Source organism: Flavonifractor sp. An10 (assembly GCF_002161215.1).
GTDB lineage: Bacteria > Bacillota > Clostridia > Oscillospirales > Oscillospiraceae > Flavonifractor > Flavonifractor avistercoris.
Window position 1 is genome coordinate 190,343 of the sequence record NZ_NFMB01000006.1, and the last position, 16,429, is coordinate 206,771.

Below are 16,429 nucleotides of genomic sequence, written 5' to 3' on the forward strand. Positions count from 1 at the left end.
ATTTCTGGAGGGAGGTGAGCGCGGTGCTGGAGCGGATCCGCGCCCTGACAGCGGAATACGACATGCTGCCCCGGGGGGGCGCGGTGCTGTGCGCCGTGTCCGGCGGGGCGGACTCCATGTGCCTGCTCCACCTGCTCTCCTCCCTGGCAAAGGAGGGGGGCTTCCGGGTGAGTGCCGCCCACTACAACCACAGCCTGCGGGGGGCGGAATCCGACCGGGACGCCGCCTTTGTGGCCGAGTGGTGCGCCCTGCGGGGCATCCCCTGCATCGTGGGGGCGGGCGACGTGGGCCGGGAGGCCGAGCTGCGGGGCCTGGGGGTGGAGGAGACCGCCCGGCAGATGCGCTATGAGTTCCTGCGCACCGTGGCGGACACCACGGGGTGCGACCGCATCGCCACCGCCCACAGCGCCGACGACAATCTGGAGACCCTGCTGCTCCACCTGGTGCGGGGGGCGGGGCTCCACGGACTGGCGGGCATCCCGCCCCGCCGGGGGGACATTGTGCGCCCCCTGCTCACCACCGCCCGCGCCGACATCATGGCCTACCTGGAGGAGCACCATGTCCCCCACGTGGAGGACTCCACCAACACCGACGAGGCCTACGCCCGCAACCGCATCCGGCGGCAGGTGGTGCCGGTGCTGCGGCAGCTCAATCCCCGCCTCACCGAGAGCGCGGCGGAGACCATGGGCTACCTCCGGGCCGACGACGACTTTCTCAATGCCCAGGCCGCGGCGGCCTGCCGGAACGCCCGATGGGCGGAGGACGACCTGGTCATCGAGGCCCGGTACATCGCCCAGCTGCCCGCGGCCATCGCCCCCCGGGCGGTGCGCCGCCTGCTGGAGATGATGGGGGACGGGGGGGCTGTCAACTGCTCCGCCGCCCATCTGAAGGCGGTGGTGGGTCTGGCCCGGGGGGACGACCCCTCCGCGGTGGTGCACCTGCCCGGCGGGCGTCTGGCCCAGCGGGTGTACAAGGAGCTGCTGCTCACCACCCAGTCGCCCCCTGCCCCCTTCCTGCCCACCCCCTGGCGCTGGACGGGAGACGAGGTGGCGGGCACGCCCTGGCGGGTGCGCTGCCGCCCGGTGCGCTGCCCCGACGGGAGCGACCGGCAGCCCGGGGCCCTCTACCTGGCCCGGGAGGCCCTGGCGCCGCCGCTGGTGCTCCGGCCCCGGCAGACGGGAGACGAGATCTCCCTGCCCCGGCGGGGGGGAACCAAGAGCCTGAAAAAGCTGTTTATCGACGAAAAGGTGCCCCGGCGGGAGCGGGAGCGCATCCCGGTGCTGGCCGACGGCCGCGGCGTGGCCGCCGTGGCGGGCTTCGGCCCCGACCAGGGGCGCACCGCACAGCCGGGTCAGAGCGCCTATGAAATTCTGTTCTGGAAAAAAGATGATAAAGGGAGAGGCTGACAACATGGAACATTTACTGGACAGAGACGTGGAGCGGGTGCTCTTCTCCGAGGAGGAGCTGCGCCGGAGAGTGGCGGAGATCGCCGCCGAGATCGACCGGGACTACGCGGGGAAGGAGCCCCTGCTGGTCAGCGTGCTGCGGGGCTCCTTCGTGTTCATGGCGGATCTGGTGCGCCAGATCCATCTGCCCTGCACGGTGGACTTTATGGCCGTGTCCTCTTACGGCTCGGGCACCTCCAGCTCCGGCCAGGTGAAAATCGTCAAGGATCTCAGCGAGCACATCGAGGGCAGGGATCTGATCGTGGTGGAGGACATCCTGGACAGCGGCAACACCCTGAGCTATCTGCTCCAGCTGCTCCAGGCCCGGCGGCCCGCCTCGGTGCGGCTGTGCACCCTGCTGGATAAGCCCTCCCGCCGCACCAAGCCGGTGGAGCTGCACTACTCCGGGTTCACCATCCCCGACTACTTCGTGGTGGGCTACGGCCTGGACTACGACGAGAAATACCGCAACCTGCCCTACATAGGGGTGCTGAAGCCCTCGGTGTACGGGGGCGAATGAGCTTCGCCGAACGGCGGAATCTGCCCGGAAAGGACGTGTGCCCAGCTTGAAATTCAGAGGAAGCCTCCGCGATGTGGGCTTTTACCTGCTCATCGCCGTGATCCTGCTCCTGACCATCTTTGCGCTCCGTGGAGGGAGCGACGCCCGTGACCCGGTCACCTACGGCCAGATACGCCGCCTGCTGGAGCAGCAGCAGGTGTCCAACGTGGTGCTGGAGGACAACCGGGTGACCCTCACCCTGAAGGAGCCCCAGGACGGCCAGTACACCGTCACCTATGACGTGGGGAGCCGGGACCAGTTCCTGGAGGACTTCAACGACCTGATCGTCCAGCAGTTCCGCAGCGGGATCCTCCTGGACTATGACTACCGCCAGGGGTGGGTTCCCCCCTTCTGGGTGTCCTTCCTGCCGTGGATCGCCATCATTGTGGTGTTCTTCCTGCTGTGGTACTTCATGTTCCTCCGGCAGGCCGGCGCCGGCGGCGGGGGCGGCGGAGGCGGCGGCGTGGATCGCTCCGCCCGGTTCGGCCGGGCCCGCACCCGCACCATCTCCGACGAGCAGAAGAAGGTCACCTTCGCCGACGTGGCCGGCGCCGAGGAGGAGAAGGAGGAGCTCCAGGAGATTGTGGAGTTCCTGAAGGATCCCAAGCGCTACCTGGAGCTGGGGGCCCGCATCCCCAAGGGCGTGCTGCTGGTGGGCCCGCCGGGCACCGGCAAGACCCTGCTGGCCAAGGCCGTGGCCGGCGAGGCCGGGGTGCACTTCCTGTCCATCTCCGGCTCCGACTTTGTGGAGCTGTACGTGGGCGTGGGCGCCTCCCGCGTCCGGGATCTGTTCGACCAGGCCAAGCGCAACTCCCCGGCCATCGTGTTCATCGACGAGATCGACGCCGTGGGCCGGCAGCGGGGCGCCGGCCTGGGCGGCGGCCACGACGAGCGGGAGCAGACCCTCAACCAGCTGCTGGTGGAGATGGACGGCTTCGGCTCCAACGAGGGGGTGGTGGTCATGGCGGCCACCAACCGGCAGGACATCCTGGATCCCGCCCTGCTGCGCCCCGGCCGGTTTGACCGGCAGATCTATGTGGGCTACCCGGACATCAAGGGCCGGGAGGCCATCCTCAAGGTTCACGCCCGCAACAAGCCCCTGGGGGACGACGTGTCCCTGGCGGAGCTGGCCAAGGGCACCGGCGGCTTCACCGGCGCGGATCTGGAGAACCTGATGAATGAGGCCGCCCTCCTCTCCGCCCGCAAGCGCCACCGCTTCATCGGCATGGCCGAGCTCAACGAGGCGGTGATCAAGGTCATCGCCGGGCCGGAGAAGAAGAGCCGGGTGGTCATCCAGCGGGAGCGGAAGCTCACCGCCTACCACGAGGCGGGCCACGCCATCGTGATCCACGACCTGCCCACCCAGGATCCTGTCCACGAGATCACCATCATCCCCCGGGGCATGGCCGGCGGCATGACCATCTCCCTGCCCCAGGAGGACGTGACCTTCCAGTCCAGGCAGCAGCTCACCGAGCACATCGCCGTCTGCCTGGGCGGCCGGGCCGCCGAGCAGCTGGCCCTGGGGGACATCTCCACCGGCGCGGGCAACGACCTGCAGAGGGCCAGCTCCATCGCCCGCAACATGGTCACCCGGTACGGCATGAGCGACAAGCTGGGCAACGTGGTGTTCGACTCCGGCCACGACGAGGTGTTCATCGGCCGCTCCATGGCCCAGACCAAGAACTACTCCGAGGAGGTGGCCGCCCTCATCGACGAGGAGGTCAAGGCCCTCATCGACGGGGCCTACGCCAGGTGCGGGGAGATCCTCACCCGGCGGCGCCGCGAGCTGGACATCGTGGCGGAGTACCTGCTGCAATACGAGAACATGGACGCCAAGACCTTTGCCCAGGTCTTTACGGATCCGGAGCACCTCCAGCCCCCCGCCGCCTACAAGGCCGTGGAGGCCGACGCCCGGGAGGAGAGCCGGGAGATCGCGGAGAAAGAGGCGGAACATGGGGAGGATTGACACGTTGCTGGGCGACATCACCCAGGTGAAGGCGGACGCCATCGTCAACGCCGCCAACTGCACCCTGCTGGGGGGCGGCGGCGTGGACGGGGCCATCCACCGGGCCGCCGGGCCGGAGCTGCTGGCCGAGTGCCGCACCCTCCACGGCTGCGCCACCGGCCAGGCCAAGATTACAAAGGGTTATAAACTCCCCGCAAAATACGTGATCCACACCCCCGGCCCCATCTGGCGGGGCGGCGGGCAGGGGGAGGACGGCCTGCTGGCCTCCTGCTACCGCAGCAGCCTGGAGGTGGCAGCGGAGCACGGCTGCAAGACCGTGGCCTTCTCCGCCATCTCCACCGGGGTGTACCGCTTCCCGCTGGAGCGGGCGGCCGCCATCGCGGTGGGCGCCGTGCGGGAGTTCCTCTCCCACAGCGGCCTGCCCGAGACCGTCACCTTCGTCTGCCTCCTGCCCGAGGTGAAGGCGGCCTTCGACCGGGCTTTGCAGGAATCCTAGAAAACCAGGCGGCGCGTGCCCAGGCACGCGCCGCCCTTTTTGTATCCCAAAACCACTCGCTAGGCGAGTGGTAGAAAAAAGCCTATGGCGATAAAGAAGATAGAAAAACTCCCTTTGCTATAATGAAAGTGCGGTCTGCCAACTGCACAAAGAATAGCAAAGGGAGGGCATTCAGATGGGACTGAATGACATCAATAGTTTATCTCATACGCGATGGAATTGCAAATATCATATTGTATTTGCGCCGAAGTACCGTAGGAAAGTATTTTACAAAGAAAAGAAAGCAGCAATAGGGAAGATACTGCGGCGGCTGTGCGAGTGGAAAGGGGTAAGAATCATAGAGGCGGAAGCGTGCCCCAACCATATTCACTTGTTTGTAGAGATACCGCCGAAAATCTCGGTGTCGCACTTTATGGGGTATCTGAAAGGGAAGAGCAGCACAATGCTGTATGAGCAATTCGGCGAGTTGAAATACAAGTATCGAAACCGGGAATTTTGGTGTAGAGGGTACTACGTGGATACGGTGGGGAAAAATGAGAGCCGAATTGCGGAGTATGTGAGGAACCAGCTAAAAGAGGACGAGATGGGAGAGCAACTGAGAATTCCATCTAGTGGCCCGTTTACGGGCGGCAAGTAGCAGTCCTCACGCAGCTGGCAGACCGTATTACGCGTTGCACGCGTCCGCGAGGAACAAAGGGCTATGCCCGCACAGTGACAACCACCAGCTTCGCTGGTGGATGTGTTCATTTCGACGCAGTCAGTGTAAGAAAACCGTAAGAAACGGCGGGGCCGGGATGTGCTATAATCTGAAGCAGCGATGGAAAAAGGGGGGTATGATGCCATGCCAGTGGAGACGCCAGCGCGGCGGAGGCGGCCGGCCCGCCGCCGGCGCAGCCCCATCCCCTGCCTGGCCGCTCTGGTGCTGGTGCTGCTGGCGGTGAAGTGGATCGACCCCTTCGCGCCCCGAACCATCCCCGTGCCGGACACGCCGGAGTGGGTCACGGTGGAGCTGCTCCCCCTCAACGAGTACTCCCGGCCGGGCACCCCTCTGGAAAAAGTCAACGGCATCGTGGTGCACTACGTGGGCAATCCGGGCACCACGGCGGAGCAGAACCACAGCTACTTCGAAAACCTGGCCCAGACCGGGGAGACCTACGCCAGCAGCCACTTCCTGGTGGGGCTGGACGGGGAGATCATCCAGAACGTGCCCCTGGACGAGATCGCCTACTGCTCCAACGAGCGCAACGACGACACCATCTCCATCGAGTGCTGCCACCCCGACGACAGCGGGGCGTTTACCCAGGCCACCTATGACTCCCTGGTGCGGCTCACCCGGTGGCTCATGGAGGAGTACGGCCTGGAGACCGGCCAGGTGATCCGCCACTACGACGTGACGGGGAAGATCTGCCCCAAGTCCTTTGTGGAGCACCCGGAGGAGTGGGAGCAGTTCCTGGCGGATCTCTCTCAATAGTCCGTTTTATAGGACGGCGCTTCTTTTATACTGTACTCACAACGAGACAGAAAGGAGCGCTGACCGATGAATTACGAGATTCGTTACGTACGTGGACATGTGGAGGTTTACGACCAGGCAGGCCGGTTCCGGTTCTCCGCCGACTCCGAGCGGGAGGCGCTGGAGGAGCTGGAGCAGGACTCCGCCGCATAATTGAGAGCAAAACAACGGGCGTCCGGCCAAGAGGCCGGACGCCCGTTGTGATACGTGGTTCAGTCCGGGATGTACGCCCGGATGCGCAGGGTGACGCCCAGCTCCTCACAGAGCTTCCGGCACCGCTCCACGTCCTCCGGGGTCTTGTCCTTGTCCACGATGGTCATCACCACGTGGGGGACGTACTCCCGGCACTTGCGTGCGAAGTCCAGCATGGCGTCCCACGCCTTCACCCCGTCCCGGGGCTTGGTGACGGCGCAGTACTCCTCCGGCGTGGAGCCGTTGAGGGAGATGGAGATGGTGTCAATGCGCCCGGCCAGCTCCGGCGTCACGTCCCGGCCCAGGAACAGGTTGGCGTGGCCGTTGGTGTTGATGCGCACCGGCGGCAGGTTGGGCACCCGCTTTTTCAGCTCGTCCACCAGCCACAGGATGTCGTCGGTGCGGTACATGGGCTCGCCAAAGCCGCAGAACACCAGCTCCCGGTATTTGCTGTAGTCCCGGGAGAGCAGGTTGTCCAGGGCCTCCTGCCGGGTGGGCTCGTGCTCCAGCCACAGGTCGTCGGCGTAGATGGAGCCCTTGTGGCCGTTGTGCCGCAGGCAGAACACGCAGGCGCAGTCGCACCGGTTGGTCAGGTTCACGTAGAGCGCACCCTCATACTCATAGGAAATGGTCTCCATGACAGATTACCTCCGTTTGATGATAAAATGTGGACGGCGGGGGCAAGCCCCCGCCCTACAGGGCGATGCCGAAGAACTTCTTTCCGTTGGCCAGGGTGATCTCCTCCACCTCGTCCCGGGTCAGGCCCCTGAGCTGGGCCACCGTCTCGGCGGAGCGGGCGATCATGGTGGAGTCGCACCGCTGGCCCCGCCAGGGCTCGGGGGCCATGTAGGGGGCGTCGGTCTCCAGCATGAGCCGGTCCAGGGGCAGCCACTTCAGGATCTCCGGGGCGCGGCGGGCGTTCTTGAAGGTGATGTTGCCGGTGAAGGAGAGCATCCAGCCCCTGTCCACCAGCACCTTGGCGTCCTCGATGCTACCGGAGTAGCAGTGGAACACCCCCCGGGCGCTGGGGTGGGCCCGGACGATGTCCAGGCTGTCTTTATGGGCGTCCCGGTCGTGGACGATGGCGGGGAGATCCAGCTCCTCCGCCAGGGAGAGCTGGGCGTCGAACATGTCCCGGGAGAAGGCCCGCTCCTCGGGGGTCTTGACCCAGTAGTAGTCCAGGCCGATCTCCCCCACCGCCACCACCTTTTCGTGGGCGCACAGGGCCTTGATCTGGTCCACATGGGCCAGGGTCACCCCCTCCAGGTTCTCCGGGTGGTAGCCGGCGGCGGCATAGAGGAAGGGGTAGCGCTCCGCCAGGGCGATGGACTGCCGGGAGGACTCCAGATCGCAGCCGGGGCAGACCACCAGGGCCACCCCCCGCTCCGGCAGGGAGGACAGCAGCGCGTCCCGGTCGGCGTTGAAGGCGTCGTCGTAGTAATGGGCGTGGGTGTCGAAAATCATAGCACAGACCTCGCAATTGGATGGTTCAAACTCTCCCCCTTATCATAGCGCGAAACGGGGGAAAATACAAGGAGGCGGCGCGGGTTTTCCGCGCCGCCTCCTTGTCTAGGGTTCGGCCAGGGAGAGGGTGAGCGCCGCCCTGGCCCCCGTCCCCGTGTTGGAGAGGGCCAGTTCCCCGCCGTGGCGGGCCGCCACCTGCCGGGGTGAAGCGGGCGGCGTTGTCCAGCAGGTTGAGCACCGCCCGATCCACGTCCGCCCGGCACAGGGGGCAGGGCTGGGAGGCGGGGCAGTCCAGGATGAAGTCCAATCCCCTGGGGGAGCACAGATCCCGGCCGGCGGCCGTTAGCTCCACGCTCTGCCAGAGGGATAGCCCATCGCTGCCTGATTATTGCCGCTTGACAAAACAACGCTTTCTGCATATACTGATCATATCAAAACAATTTGATGTGAGGCAAAAACATGAGGACAGTATATCAGGAACAAGCAAAAGTATTTAAAGCGCTCTGCGACCCTAAGCGGCTTGCAATTCTGGAACAGTTAAGGAGCGGTGAAAAGTGTGCTTGTGTCCTGCAAGAGCCGTTGGATTTAACGCAGTCCGGCCTTTCCTACCACATGAAAATCCTCTGTGATTCCGGCATCGTCGTCAGTCGTCAAGAGGGCAAATGGACGCACTACCGACTGAGTTCTTCAGGCAGGGACTATGCAATAGAACTGCTGAAAAAATTGACAACTCCAGATGTAGAACAAGAGAGTACCTGTCCCCGTTGTGGATAGAAACGCCATCTAATTTAGATGGCGTTTCCTTCGGCACAATACATCAAAAAGTTTTGATATGTTGTCCATGAAATAGAAAGTGAGGTTTTTGTATGGGCGTATGGGACTTTATTCAAGATCAGGTGCTTGGCATGAAATGGCTGAACGAACTTCTCGGCGTAGGGCTGTCGGCACTGGGCTTGGATGTAAATGGGCGCGTTGGCGGCAGCGTCCAGTTTTTTATCTACGATGTCTTGAAAATCACGGTGCTGCTCTGCATATTGATTTTTGCAATCTCCTATATTCAAAGTTATTTTCCGTCAGAGCGAAGTAAGCGCATTTTAGGTTGTTTTCATGGGATCTGGGCGAACATCATCTCCGCTCTGCTGGGAACAGTGACCCCCTTTTGCTCCTGTTCCTCTATCCCGCTGTTCATCGGTTTTACCAGTGCGGGACTTCCCTTGGGTGTGACGTTCTCCTTTTTGATTTCATCACCGATGGTCGATTTAGGAAGTCTTGTCTTGTTAATGAGCATTTTCGGTGCAAAAGTGGCGATCGTCTATGTGATCCTTGGGCTTGTGATCGCGGTGATCGGCGGCACCATGATCGAGAAACTGCATATGGAAAAGTACGTTGAAAGTTTTGTGCTTTCGGCTGGCAGCGTTGATATTGAGTCTCCTGACCTGACGATCCGGGAAAGGCTCACCTATGCAAAGGAACAAATGCTTGGCACCTTCAAGAAAGTGTTCCCCTATATTCTGGTTGGTGTCGGGATCGGTGCGCTGATCCACAACTGGATACCGGAAAGTTGGATCGAAACCGTACTTGGCAGCAACAATCCTTTTGGCGTGATCCTCGCTACAATCGTTGGGATCCCCATGTACGCAGATATTTTTGGCACCATTCCTGTTGCAGAGGCTTTACTTTCTAAGGGGGCACAACTGGGGACAGTTCTTTCCTTTATGATGGCGGTTACTACCTTGTCCCTGCCGTCCCTTATCATGCTCCGCAAGGCTGTGAAACCCAAACTGCTGGCGCTGTTCATTGGCGTTTGTGCGGTTGGCATTATTTTGGTCGGCTATCTGTTCAATGCGTTTCAATTCATTTTGATTTAATTTAAGGAGGTCATTCACAATGGGATTGTTTGGTAAGAAGAAAGAGGAAAAAAGTTGTTGCTGTGGCGATAGTTGCACACCTGAAAAGATGGCGCAGGCAGAAGCCGCAAAAACAACTGCCGGGGTCAAAGTGCTGGGGTCTGGCTGTGCGAAGTGCCATGCGTTGGAAGATGCCACCAAAGCGGCGCTCGCGGAACTGAATATGGACACGACCATAGACCATGTAACAGACTTCTCGCAGATCGCCGCCTTTGGCGTGATGACCACCCCTGCCCTTGTGGTAGATGGCAAGGTCGTGTCCTATGGCAAGGTTTTGAAAAAAGATGAGGTAAAAGCCCTCATTCAGAAGGTCAGGGGATGACGTATGGGTCAAAAACCCAAGGTGGCGTTTATCTGCGTCCACAATTCCTGCCGGAGCCAGATCGCCGAGGCACTCGGAAAGTATCTGGCCTCCGATGTATTTGAAAGTTACTCCGCTGGCACAGAGACTGTGCCGCAGATCAACCAGGACGCAGTTCGGCTGATAAAACAACTCTATGGTATTGACATGGAGCAGACGCAATATAGCAAATTGCTGAACGAACTTCCGCCCGTAGACATTGTCATAACGATGGGGTGCAATGTGGCCTGCCCCTATCTGCCCTGCAAGCACCGGGAGGATTGGGGGCTTGACGATCCGAGCGGTTCCGGGGATGCGGCATTTATACAGACAATCAAACAAATTTATAACAATGTATTAAATCTCAAGAACCGCTTGCAAATGGGTGATAAGGGTATAGAACGACATCACACCTCAGAGGAACTGTAAGCGGACTTGGAATGAGTAGAGGAACAGCCCCCCGGAAATCATCCGGGGGGCTGTTCCTTTTCTCTAATCCTAGACCGGGGCCAGCGACCGAACCAGGGTGCGGCCCAGCACCACGCCGGCCAGGCACAGGGCCACGCTGGCCAGCACATAGCCGCCGCCTTTCAGCCACTGCCCGCGCTCCAGCAGGCCCACTGCCTCCAGCGAGAAGGTGGAAAAGGTGGTGAAGCCGCCGCACACGCCGGTTTTGAGGAAGAGCACGGCGGGGGCGGGGAGGGCGGAGCGCTCCGCCAGGGCGGCAATGGCCCCGATGGCCGCCGCCCCCAGGAAGTTGGTGAGCAGGGTGGCGAAGGGAAAGGCGGCGGGAAAGGGGGCCAGGCTCAGCAGCCACCGCCCCGCGGCCCCCAGGGCCACCAGCAGAAGGTTGGTCAGCACGGCTCGTCCGCTTCCTCCCGCTCAAAGATCAGATCCAGCCACTGGGGAATGCCAGATCCCATATACTCCATGGGCACATATCCCACATAGCGCCAGCCGTCCCGGGCCCGGGCGTCGATGACCTCCCGGTGCCGGCAGTCGCTGTTGTCAAACATAAAGCCGCTTATTTTGATGGACTCGTACTCGTAGCGGTACACGGCTGTCTCCTCAGCACAGGCCGTAGCCGGCGGGCACCTTGTCGTCCAGCATGATCAGATGGAGCTTCTCGGAGCCGTCGGGCTCCTCCTTCACGGCGGAGATGAGCATGCCGTTGGACTCCAGGCCCATCATCTTGCGGGGGGCCAGGTTGGTGCAGGCCACCACGGTCTTGCCCACCAGCTCCTCGGGCTCATAGTACTCGTGGATGCCGGAGAGGATCTGCCGGGGCTTGCCCTCGCCGCAGTCCAGGGTGAAGCAGAGCAGCTTCTTGCTCTTCTTCACCGCCTCGCAGGCCAGGATCTTGGCGGTGACAAAGTGAACCTTGTTGAAGTCGTCGATGGTGATATACTCGGGGGCCTTCTCCTCCGCGGCGGGGGCGGCGGCCTGGGCGTGCAGCTCCTCCAATGCTTTCAGCTCCTTTTCCATGTCGATGCGGGGGAACAGGTTCTCCCCCTTGCTCACGGGCGCGCCGGTGGGGAGCAGGCCCCACTGCCCGGCGGCCTCCCAGGTGCGCAGGCCCTCCTCCGCGCCGATCTGGGCAAAAATCTTCTCACAGGTGGCGGGCATGAAGGGGGTGAGCAGCACCGCCGAGATGCGCACGCACTCCAGCAGGTTGTAGAGCACGTGGGCCAGCCGGGGCTTGTTGACCTCGTCCTTGGCCAGCAGCCAGGGCTTGTTCTCGTCGATATACTTGTTGGCCCGGCCGATGAGCTTGAACACCTCCGCCAGGGCGTTCTGGAAGGCGTACTGCTCCATGGCGTCCTCATAGGCGTCCCGCAGGCCGGCGGCCAGGGCCACCAGCTCCGCGTCGTACTTCCGGGGGTCGTCCTCCGGGAAGTTCAGGACCATGCCAAAGGTGCCCTTGGCCTGGGTCACCATGCCGGCCAGGTCGCGCTCGTCCTCGGTGGCGCCGCTGTCCTCCGGCAGGTGGGGCCCGAAGTACTTGCCCACCATGGCGGTGGTGCGGCTCACCAGGTTGCCCAGGTCGTTGGCCAGGTCGGTGTTGATGGTCTGGATCAGCAGCTCGTTGGAGAAGTTGCCGTCGGTGCCGAAGGGGAAGGTGCGCAGCAGGAAGAAGCGCAGGGCGTCCACGCCGAAGCGCCCGGCCAGCACGTAGGGATCCACCACGTTGCCCTTGGACTTGCTCATCTTGCCGCCGTCCAGCAGGAGCCAGCCGTGGCCGAACACCTTCTTGGGCAGAGGCAGGCCCAGGCTCATGCAGAAGGCGGGCCAGATGATGGAGTGGAACCGGACGATCTCCTTGCCCACAAAGTGGACGTCGGCGGGCCAGTACTTGTCGTAGTCATGATACTTGTCGTTCATGAAGCCCAGGGCGGTCATGTAGTTGAACAGGGCGTCCACCCACACGTACACCACGTGGCCGGGGTCGAAGTCCACCGGCACGCCCCAGGTGAAGGAGGTGCGGGAGACGCACAGATCCTCCAGGCCGGGCTTGATGAAGTTGTTCACCATCTCGTTGACCCGGCTGCGGGGCTCCAGGAAGTCGGTGTTCTCCAGCAGATCCTGGATTTTATCGGCGTACTTGGACAGGCGGAAGAAGTAGGCCTCCTCCTCCGCGTCCACCACCGGGCGGCCGCAGTCGGGGCAGCAGCCGTCCTTGAGCTGGGACTCCGTCCAGAAGGACTCGCAGGGCTTGCAGTACTTGCCCACATACTTGCCCTTGTAGATGTCGCCGTTGTCGTACATGGCCTTGAAGATCTTCTGGATGGCGGAGACATGGTAGTCGTCGGTGGTGCGGATGAACCGGTCGTTGGAGATGTTCATCAGCTTCCACAGATCCTTGACCCCCTGGGGGCCCTCCACGATGCGGTCTACAAACTCCTTGGGGGAGACGCCGGCCTCCCTGGCCTTGTCCTCGATCTTCTGGCCGTGCTCGTCGGTGCCGGTGAGGAACATCACGTCATAGCCGGTGAGGCGCTTGTACCGGGCCATGGCGTCGGTGGCCACGGTGCAGTAGGTGTGGCCGATGTGCAGCTTGTCCGAGGGGTAGTAGATGGGGGTGGTGATATAAAAGGTCTTTTTCTCAGGGTTCATCGGGCGTTCCCTCCGTCGTGTCATTGGTATCGTTTTCCGCCTGGGCCGGAAGCTCCGGCCGGCCGGCGTTGTACAGCAGGGTGATGGCCGACACCGCCAGGTAGACGATGGCGAAGGCGTAGAGCAGGGTGAAGCCCAGCTCATGCCCGTCGGCCAGGGTGGTGATGGAGAAGTAGATCCCCAGCAGGGCGAAGAGCACCGCCCAGAAGGGGCGGCCCTTGGTGAAGGCGAAGGCGGCGTGGAAATAGAGCCCCAGCAGGGAGGCGATGATGGCGAAGAGCTCAAACACGTAGTCCAGCTGCACCGGGTCGCCGGCCCGCACCTGGTAAGCGGCGATGAGCCACACGCAGCAGGCGTAGGCGGGCAGCAGCAGGGTGAAGTTGAGCTTCCCCCTGCCCAGGCCCTTGAAGTTGTTCTGCACGGTGCCCATCACGCAGAAGCCGGCCGCCAGGGCCAGAGCGGCCACCAGCAGGTTGGTGTACACCCGGTCGGGCCCGGCCTGGAGGAACTCGTACACCAGCAGGGCCGCCGCGGCCAGCAGCAGGAAGGCGCTGAGGATGCCGGCGGTGGCGTAGGCGGTGTTCCCCTTGGCCTGGAAGGCCTGGTCATAGCCGGTGAAGGCCGGGTATTTGCCCCGGCACAGCAGGGCCAGCACAACGGCCATGACCACCGACAGCACAATGAGGGCCATGGTGGCCGGGGCCCCGTCGATGGGCAGGCCGGTGTCCGCCTCAAAGGCGGTGGCCAGCTCCCAGCGGCGGAAGGCGAAGCCCACCACGCCGCCCGCGGCGGCCACGGCGGGCAGCAGGATTTCTTTTCGCATAGTCCGCGTCCTTTCGGAGTGAAGTGATATCGAAAATATAGTATAGCACACTTTGCCAAAAAGTGCACCATTTTTGTGGATTTCTCGGCGCCGCAGATGGCCGGTGTCTCCGGCCGCAGCCGGAGGCGCAAAAAGCCCTTTTGGGATTGACATATCTTTGTTTTGTGCTATAACTGCCTTTGTAGAACCTGTAAAAGTGCCGGCGCATGGTATGAAATGGGCGGCTCGGGGAAGCGCCCACGGCGGGAGGTCGGAAGAGATGAGGCATGGGAATTTCTGCAAACAGTGCGGGACGGAGAACGCCCCGGAGGTGCGGTACTGCCAGGGCTGCGGGGCATGGCTGGATCCCAGGCCGCCCCTGCTGGACTCCCTGGATCTCCGCTGGCTGGCCGGCGTCGGGCGGCGGGACGTGAACGTGGCGCCCCTGTTCACCGCGGAGCCGGCGCCCGGCCCGGCGGCCCGGGCCAGGGTGGTTCCCCTCCCGGACGGAAGCTGGTACTGCCCCGACTGCGGGAGGAAAAACGCGCCCCGCGCCCTCTTTTGCGGAGGCTGCGGCCGGGAGCTGTAAACATATATCTTGTCATGCCATGCGGCGGCGGGAAGAGGACTCTTCCCGCCGCCGCGCTGTGTCACAGCCGCAGGCCCTTGATGTCCTTGATGCGGGAGAGGATGATGTTGCAGCTCAGGCCCGTCACCCCCGGCAGGCGGTGGATCACCCCGTCCAGGAAGGCCTCCAGCTCCTCCTGCCCCGCCGCCACGGCGTGGACGTGGAGCTTGTTGTTGCCCGACACCTGGTAGATCTGGGTCACCGTCTCGTTGTCCCGCAGGGTGTCCACCACCCGGGGGAACCAGGCGGGCTCCACCTCAATCTCGAAGTAGCAGGACACCGCCCCGCTGATGCGCTGGGGGTTGACGATGGTGGTGTACTCCTCGATGACCCCCCGCTCCTCCAGGGCGCGGATGCGGGCCTTCACCGCCACCCGGGACAGGCCCACCGCCTCCCCCAGGTCGGAGTAGGACATGCGGGCGTTGTGGATGAGCAGCTCCACAATGCGCCGGTCGGTATCGTCCAGGCCGCTGAGAAACACGCCGACCCCTCCTCTGTCACAGTCTGCCTGTATCTTATCCCGGTATGGAGAAAAACGCAAGCATCCCCTTGTATTTTCCGCAGGAATTTGCTATGATACTTACGAAAAGAAATTTATAACTTGCGTTTTGAAAGGAGAGAGGGCCGTGCAGGTGGATCTCACCCGGGGCGGCATCACCCGCCCCATGCTGGCCTTTGCCGCGCCCATGATCGCGGGCAACCTGCTCCAGCAGTGCTACAACATCGCCGACACCCTCATCGTGGGCCGGGCCCTGGGCCCGGCCGCCCTGGCGTCGGTGGGCTTCGCCTTCACCCTGATGACCTTCCTCACCTCGGTGCTGCTGGGCCTGTGCATGGGCAGCGGGGCCCTGTGGTCCATGCTCTACGGCGCCGGGCGGGAGGAGGAGCTGAAGCGGTGCCTCTTCGCCTCCTTTGTGTTCATCGGGGCGGTGGCGGTGGCCCTCAACATCGGGGTGCTGGCGCTGCTGGAGCCCGTCATGTCCCTGCTCCAGACCCCGGCCGAGGCCTGGGAGCAGACCCACGCCTACCTGCGGGTGGTGCTGCTGGGCATCTGCTTCACCTTTGTGTACAACTACTTTGCCTGCCTGCTGCGCTCGGTGGGCAACTCGGCGGCCCCGCTGGTGTTCCTGGGGGTGTCCACGGCGGTGAACATCGCACTGGATCTCTGGTTTGTGCTGGGCCTGGGCTGGGGGGTGGCCGGCGCCGCCGGGGCCACGGTGATCGCCCAGGGGGCCTCCGCCGCGGGCATCGCGTGGTACAGCTGGCGGCGGGTGCCCTTCCTCCGCCTGGAAAAGCGCCACTGCGCGGTGCGGCGGGGGGAGCTGGGGCGCATCATCAACTACTCCCTGCTCACCTGCGTGCAGCAGTCGGTGATGAACTTCGGCATCCTGATGGTGCAGGGGCTGGTGAACTCCTTCGGGGTCAATGTCATGGCCGCCTTCGCCGCGGCGGTGAAAATCGACGCCTTCGCCTATCTCCCCGTCCAGGACTTCGGCAACGCCTTCTCCACCTTCGTGGCCCAGAACACCGGGGCGGAGCAGCCGGAGCGGGTGCGCCGGGGCCTGCGGGCCGCCGCGGCCACCTCCCTGGTGTTCAGCCTGGCGGCCTCGGCCCTGGTGTGCCTCTTCGCCGCCCCCCTCATGACCATCTTCGTCAGCCCGGAGGAGGCGGAGATCATCGCCATCGGCGTGCAGTACCTGCGCATCGAGGGGGCCTGCTACTGCGGCATCGGCATCCTGTTCCTGTTCTACGGCCTGTTCCGGGGGATCGGGCGGCCGGGGGTGTCGGTGGTGCTCACCGCCGTCTCCCTGGGCACCCGGGTGGCCCTGGCCTACCTCCTCTCCCCCATCCCCGCCGTGGGCCTGCTGGGCATCTGGTGGGCGGTGCCCATCGGCTGGGGCCTGGCGGATCTGATCGGGCTGGGGTTCTGGCTCCGCCGGAAGAGGGCCGCGCCCGCCCTGTAAAGCAGCACCGCCGGATCGCAGACGCGATCCGGCGGTGCCGTA

The 16,429-nt window shown here is 63.4% G+C and carries 20 protein-coding genes; 13 read left to right on the top strand and 7 right to left on the bottom strand.

Annotated features, from left to right (window positions below; translation table 11 throughout):
• Nucleotides 1-23: 23 nt before the first annotated feature.
• The 7 genes from tilS to B5E42_RS19880 all read left to right on the top strand — a co-directional run bounded on the left by tilS (nucleotide 24) and on the right by B5E42_RS19880 (nucleotide 6,129).
• Nucleotides 24-1,406: a tRNA lysidine(34) synthetase TilS gene (gene tilS, locus B5E42_RS12140; RefSeq protein ID WP_087240009.1), complete on the top strand. Its 1,383-nt coding sequence runs from the start codon at nucleotides 24-26 to the stop codon at nucleotides 1,404-1,406.
• A 4-nt stretch (nucleotides 1,407-1,410) separates the two neighbouring features.
• Nucleotides 1,411-1,965 (top strand): hypoxanthine phosphoribosyltransferase, encoded by a 555-nt coding sequence (hpt, locus tag B5E42_RS12145; RefSeq protein ID WP_087240011.1) that lies wholly within the window; start codon nucleotides 1,411-1,413, stop codon nucleotides 1,963-1,965.
• A 46-nt stretch (nucleotides 1,966-2,011) separates the two neighbouring features.
• Nucleotides 2,012-3,970, top strand: coding sequence for an ATP-dependent zinc metalloprotease FtsH (gene ftsH / locus B5E42_RS12150; protein WP_242967123.1), 1,959 nt, complete (start codon nucleotides 2,012-2,014; stop codon nucleotides 3,968-3,970).
• Nucleotides 3,957-4,466: an O-acetyl-ADP-ribose deacetylase gene (locus B5E42_RS12155; RefSeq protein WP_087240015.1), complete on the top strand. Its 510-nt coding sequence runs from the start codon at nucleotides 3,957-3,959 to the stop codon at nucleotides 4,464-4,466. The genes ftsH and B5E42_RS12155 overlap by 14 nt, the downstream gene beginning before the upstream one ends.
• A 181-nt stretch (nucleotides 4,467-4,647) precedes the next feature.
• Nucleotides 4,648-5,103 (top strand): IS200/IS605 family transposase, encoded by a 456-nt coding sequence (tnpA, locus tag B5E42_RS12160; protein ID WP_141242463.1) that lies wholly within the window; start codon nucleotides 4,648-4,650, stop codon nucleotides 5,101-5,103.
• 204 nt (nucleotides 5,104-5,307) lie between these two features.
• On the top strand, nucleotides 5,308-5,937 hold the full coding sequence (locus B5E42_RS12165) for a peptidoglycan recognition family protein (RefSeq protein ID WP_087240017.1): 630 nt from the start codon (nucleotides 5,308-5,310) through the stop codon (nucleotides 5,935-5,937).
• A 66-nt stretch (nucleotides 5,938-6,003) separates the two neighbouring features.
• Nucleotides 6,004-6,129, top strand: coding sequence for a hypothetical protein (locus B5E42_RS19880; RefSeq protein WP_255397024.1), 126 nt, complete (start codon nucleotides 6,004-6,006; stop codon nucleotides 6,127-6,129).
• Nucleotides 6,130-6,188: 59 nt separating this feature from the next.
• Here the strand turns inward: B5E42_RS19880 and B5E42_RS12170 are convergent, their stop codons facing one another.
• Both B5E42_RS12170 and B5E42_RS12175 read right to left on the bottom strand, forming a co-directional pair.
• Entirely contained in the window at nucleotides 6,189-6,806 is a 618-nt protein-coding gene (locus B5E42_RS12170; RefSeq protein ID WP_087240019.1) for a TatD family nuclease-associated radical SAM protein, read from the bottom strand.
• Between the two features lie 55 nt (nucleotides 6,807-6,861).
• Complete coding sequence (locus tag B5E42_RS12175) at nucleotides 6,862-7,632, bottom strand: TatD family hydrolase (RefSeq protein ID WP_087240021.1); 771 nt, start codon at nucleotides 7,630-7,632, stop codon at nucleotides 6,862-6,864.
• 459 nt (nucleotides 7,633-8,091) lie between these two features.
• On the opposite strand from B5E42_RS12175, the gene B5E42_RS12185 reads away from it, so the two are divergent.
• From B5E42_RS12185 to B5E42_RS12200, 4 genes are all read left to right on the top strand, one after another.
• A complete protein-coding gene (locus B5E42_RS12185) occupies nucleotides 8,092-8,406 on the top strand; it encodes a metalloregulator ArsR/SmtB family transcription factor (RefSeq protein ID WP_087240023.1) in 315 nt (104 codons plus the stop codon).
• Nucleotides 8,407-8,498: 92 nt separating this feature from the next.
• Nucleotides 8,499-9,500, top strand: coding sequence for a permease (locus tag B5E42_RS12190; RefSeq protein WP_087240025.1), 1,002 nt, complete (start codon nucleotides 8,499-8,501; stop codon nucleotides 9,498-9,500).
• Nucleotides 9,501-9,519: 19 nt separating this feature from the next.
• Nucleotides 9,520-9,861 carry a thioredoxin family protein gene (locus tag B5E42_RS12195; RefSeq protein ID WP_087240027.1) on the top strand — a complete coding sequence of 114 codons (342 nt, stop codon included), beginning with the start codon at nucleotides 9,520-9,522 and terminating at the stop codon, nucleotides 9,859-9,861.
• Between the two features lie 3 nt (nucleotides 9,862-9,864).
• Nucleotides 9,865-10,308: an arsenate reductase ArsC gene (locus B5E42_RS12200; protein ID WP_087240029.1), complete on the top strand. Its 444-nt coding sequence runs from the start codon at nucleotides 9,865-9,867 to the stop codon at nucleotides 10,306-10,308.
• A 69-nt stretch (nucleotides 10,309-10,377) separates the two neighbouring features.
• Here B5E42_RS12200 and crcB read toward each other — a convergent pair whose 3' ends face one another.
• The 4 genes from crcB to B5E42_RS12220 are packed head-to-tail and all read right to left on the bottom strand — an operon-like array spanning nucleotide 10,378 to nucleotide 13,816.
• Nucleotides 10,378-10,740 carry a fluoride efflux transporter CrcB gene (crcB, locus tag B5E42_RS12205; RefSeq protein WP_343214193.1) on the bottom strand — a complete coding sequence of 121 codons (363 nt, stop codon included), beginning with the start codon at nucleotides 10,738-10,740 and terminating at the stop codon, nucleotides 10,378-10,380.
• On the bottom strand, nucleotides 10,734-10,937 hold the full coding sequence (locus tag B5E42_RS12210) for a DUF4177 domain-containing protein (protein ID WP_242967124.1): 204 nt from the start codon (nucleotides 10,935-10,937) through the stop codon (nucleotides 10,734-10,736). The genes crcB and B5E42_RS12210 overlap by 7 nt, the downstream gene beginning before the upstream one ends.
• Nucleotides 10,938-10,947: 10 nt before the next feature.
• The gene (gene metG / locus B5E42_RS12215) at nucleotides 10,948-12,993 is read right to left on the bottom strand and encodes a methionine--tRNA ligase (RefSeq protein WP_087240031.1); all 2,046 of its coding nucleotides are present in this window, start codon (nucleotides 12,991-12,993) and stop codon (nucleotides 10,948-10,950) included.
• Nucleotides 12,983-13,816 (bottom strand): hypothetical protein, encoded by an 834-nt coding sequence (locus B5E42_RS12220; RefSeq protein WP_087240034.1) that lies wholly within the window; start codon nucleotides 13,814-13,816, stop codon nucleotides 12,983-12,985. Before B5E42_RS12220 ends, metG begins: the two co-directional genes overlap by 11 nt.
• Before the next feature lie 259 nt (nucleotides 13,817-14,075).
• Here B5E42_RS12220 and B5E42_RS12225 point away from each other — a divergent pair, with 259 nt between their 5' ends.
• Nucleotides 14,076-14,384: a zinc ribbon domain-containing protein gene (locus tag B5E42_RS12225; protein ID WP_162613977.1), complete on the top strand. Its 309-nt coding sequence runs from the start codon at nucleotides 14,076-14,078 to the stop codon at nucleotides 14,382-14,384.
• 61 nt (nucleotides 14,385-14,445) lie between these two features.
• Here the strand turns inward: B5E42_RS12225 and B5E42_RS12230 are convergent, their stop codons facing one another.
• On the bottom strand, nucleotides 14,446-14,904 hold the full coding sequence (locus B5E42_RS12230; RefSeq protein ID WP_087240039.1) for an Lrp/AsnC family transcriptional regulator: 459 nt from the start codon (nucleotides 14,902-14,904) through the stop codon (nucleotides 14,446-14,448).
• Between the two features lie 145 nt (nucleotides 14,905-15,049).
• On the opposite strand from B5E42_RS12230, the gene B5E42_RS12235 reads away from it, so the two are divergent.
• A complete protein-coding gene (locus tag B5E42_RS12235; RefSeq protein WP_242967125.1) occupies nucleotides 15,050-16,387 on the top strand; it encodes an MATE family efflux transporter in 1,338 nt (445 codons plus the stop codon).
• Nucleotides 16,388-16,429: the final 42 nt, after the last annotated feature.

What these genes read in the sequence shown, in the direction of transcription:
- hpt (WP_087240011.1), top strand. Translation starts at nt 1,411, where the DNA reads ATGGAACATTTACTGGACAGAGACGTGGAGCGGGTGCTCTTCTCCGAG.
- B5E42_RS12155 (WP_087240015.1), top strand. Translation starts at nt 3,957, where the DNA reads ATGGGGAGGATTGACACGTTGCTGGGCGACATCACCCAGGTGAAGGCG.
- B5E42_RS12165 (WP_087240017.1), top strand. Translation starts at nt 5,308, where the DNA reads ATGCCAGTGGAGACGCCAGCGCGGCGGAGGCGGCCGGCCCGCCGCCGG.
- B5E42_RS19880 (WP_255397024.1), top strand. Translation starts at nt 6,004, where the DNA reads ATGAATTACGAGATTCGTTACGTACGTGGACATGTGGAGGTTTACGAC.
- B5E42_RS12170 (WP_087240019.1), bottom strand. Translation starts at nt 6,806, where the DNA reads ATGGAGACCATTTCCTATGAGTATGAGGGTGCGCTCTACGTGAACCTG.
- B5E42_RS12175 (WP_087240021.1), bottom strand. Translation starts at nt 7,632, where the DNA reads ATGATTTTCGACACCCACGCCCATTACTACGACGACGCCTTCAACGCC.
- B5E42_RS12185 (WP_087240023.1), top strand. Translation starts at nt 8,092, where the DNA reads ATGAGGACAGTATATCAGGAACAAGCAAAAGTATTTAAAGCGCTCTGC.
- B5E42_RS12190 (WP_087240025.1), top strand. Translation starts at nt 8,499, where the DNA reads ATGGGCGTATGGGACTTTATTCAAGATCAGGTGCTTGGCATGAAATGG.
- B5E42_RS12195 (WP_087240027.1), top strand. Translation starts at nt 9,520, where the DNA reads ATGGGATTGTTTGGTAAGAAGAAAGAGGAAAAAAGTTGTTGCTGTGGC.
- B5E42_RS12200 (WP_087240029.1), top strand. Translation starts at nt 9,865, where the DNA reads ATGGGTCAAAAACCCAAGGTGGCGTTTATCTGCGTCCACAATTCCTGC.
- metG (WP_087240031.1), bottom strand. Translation starts at nt 12,993, where the DNA reads ATGAACCCTGAGAAAAAGACCTTTTATATCACCACCCCCATCTACTAC.
- B5E42_RS12220 (WP_087240034.1), bottom strand. Translation starts at nt 13,816, where the DNA reads ATGCGAAAAGAAATCCTGCTGCCCGCCGTGGCCGCCGCGGGCGGCGTG.
- B5E42_RS12225 (WP_162613977.1), top strand. Translation starts at nt 14,076, where the DNA reads ATGAGGCATGGGAATTTCTGCAAACAGTGCGGGACGGAGAACGCCCCG.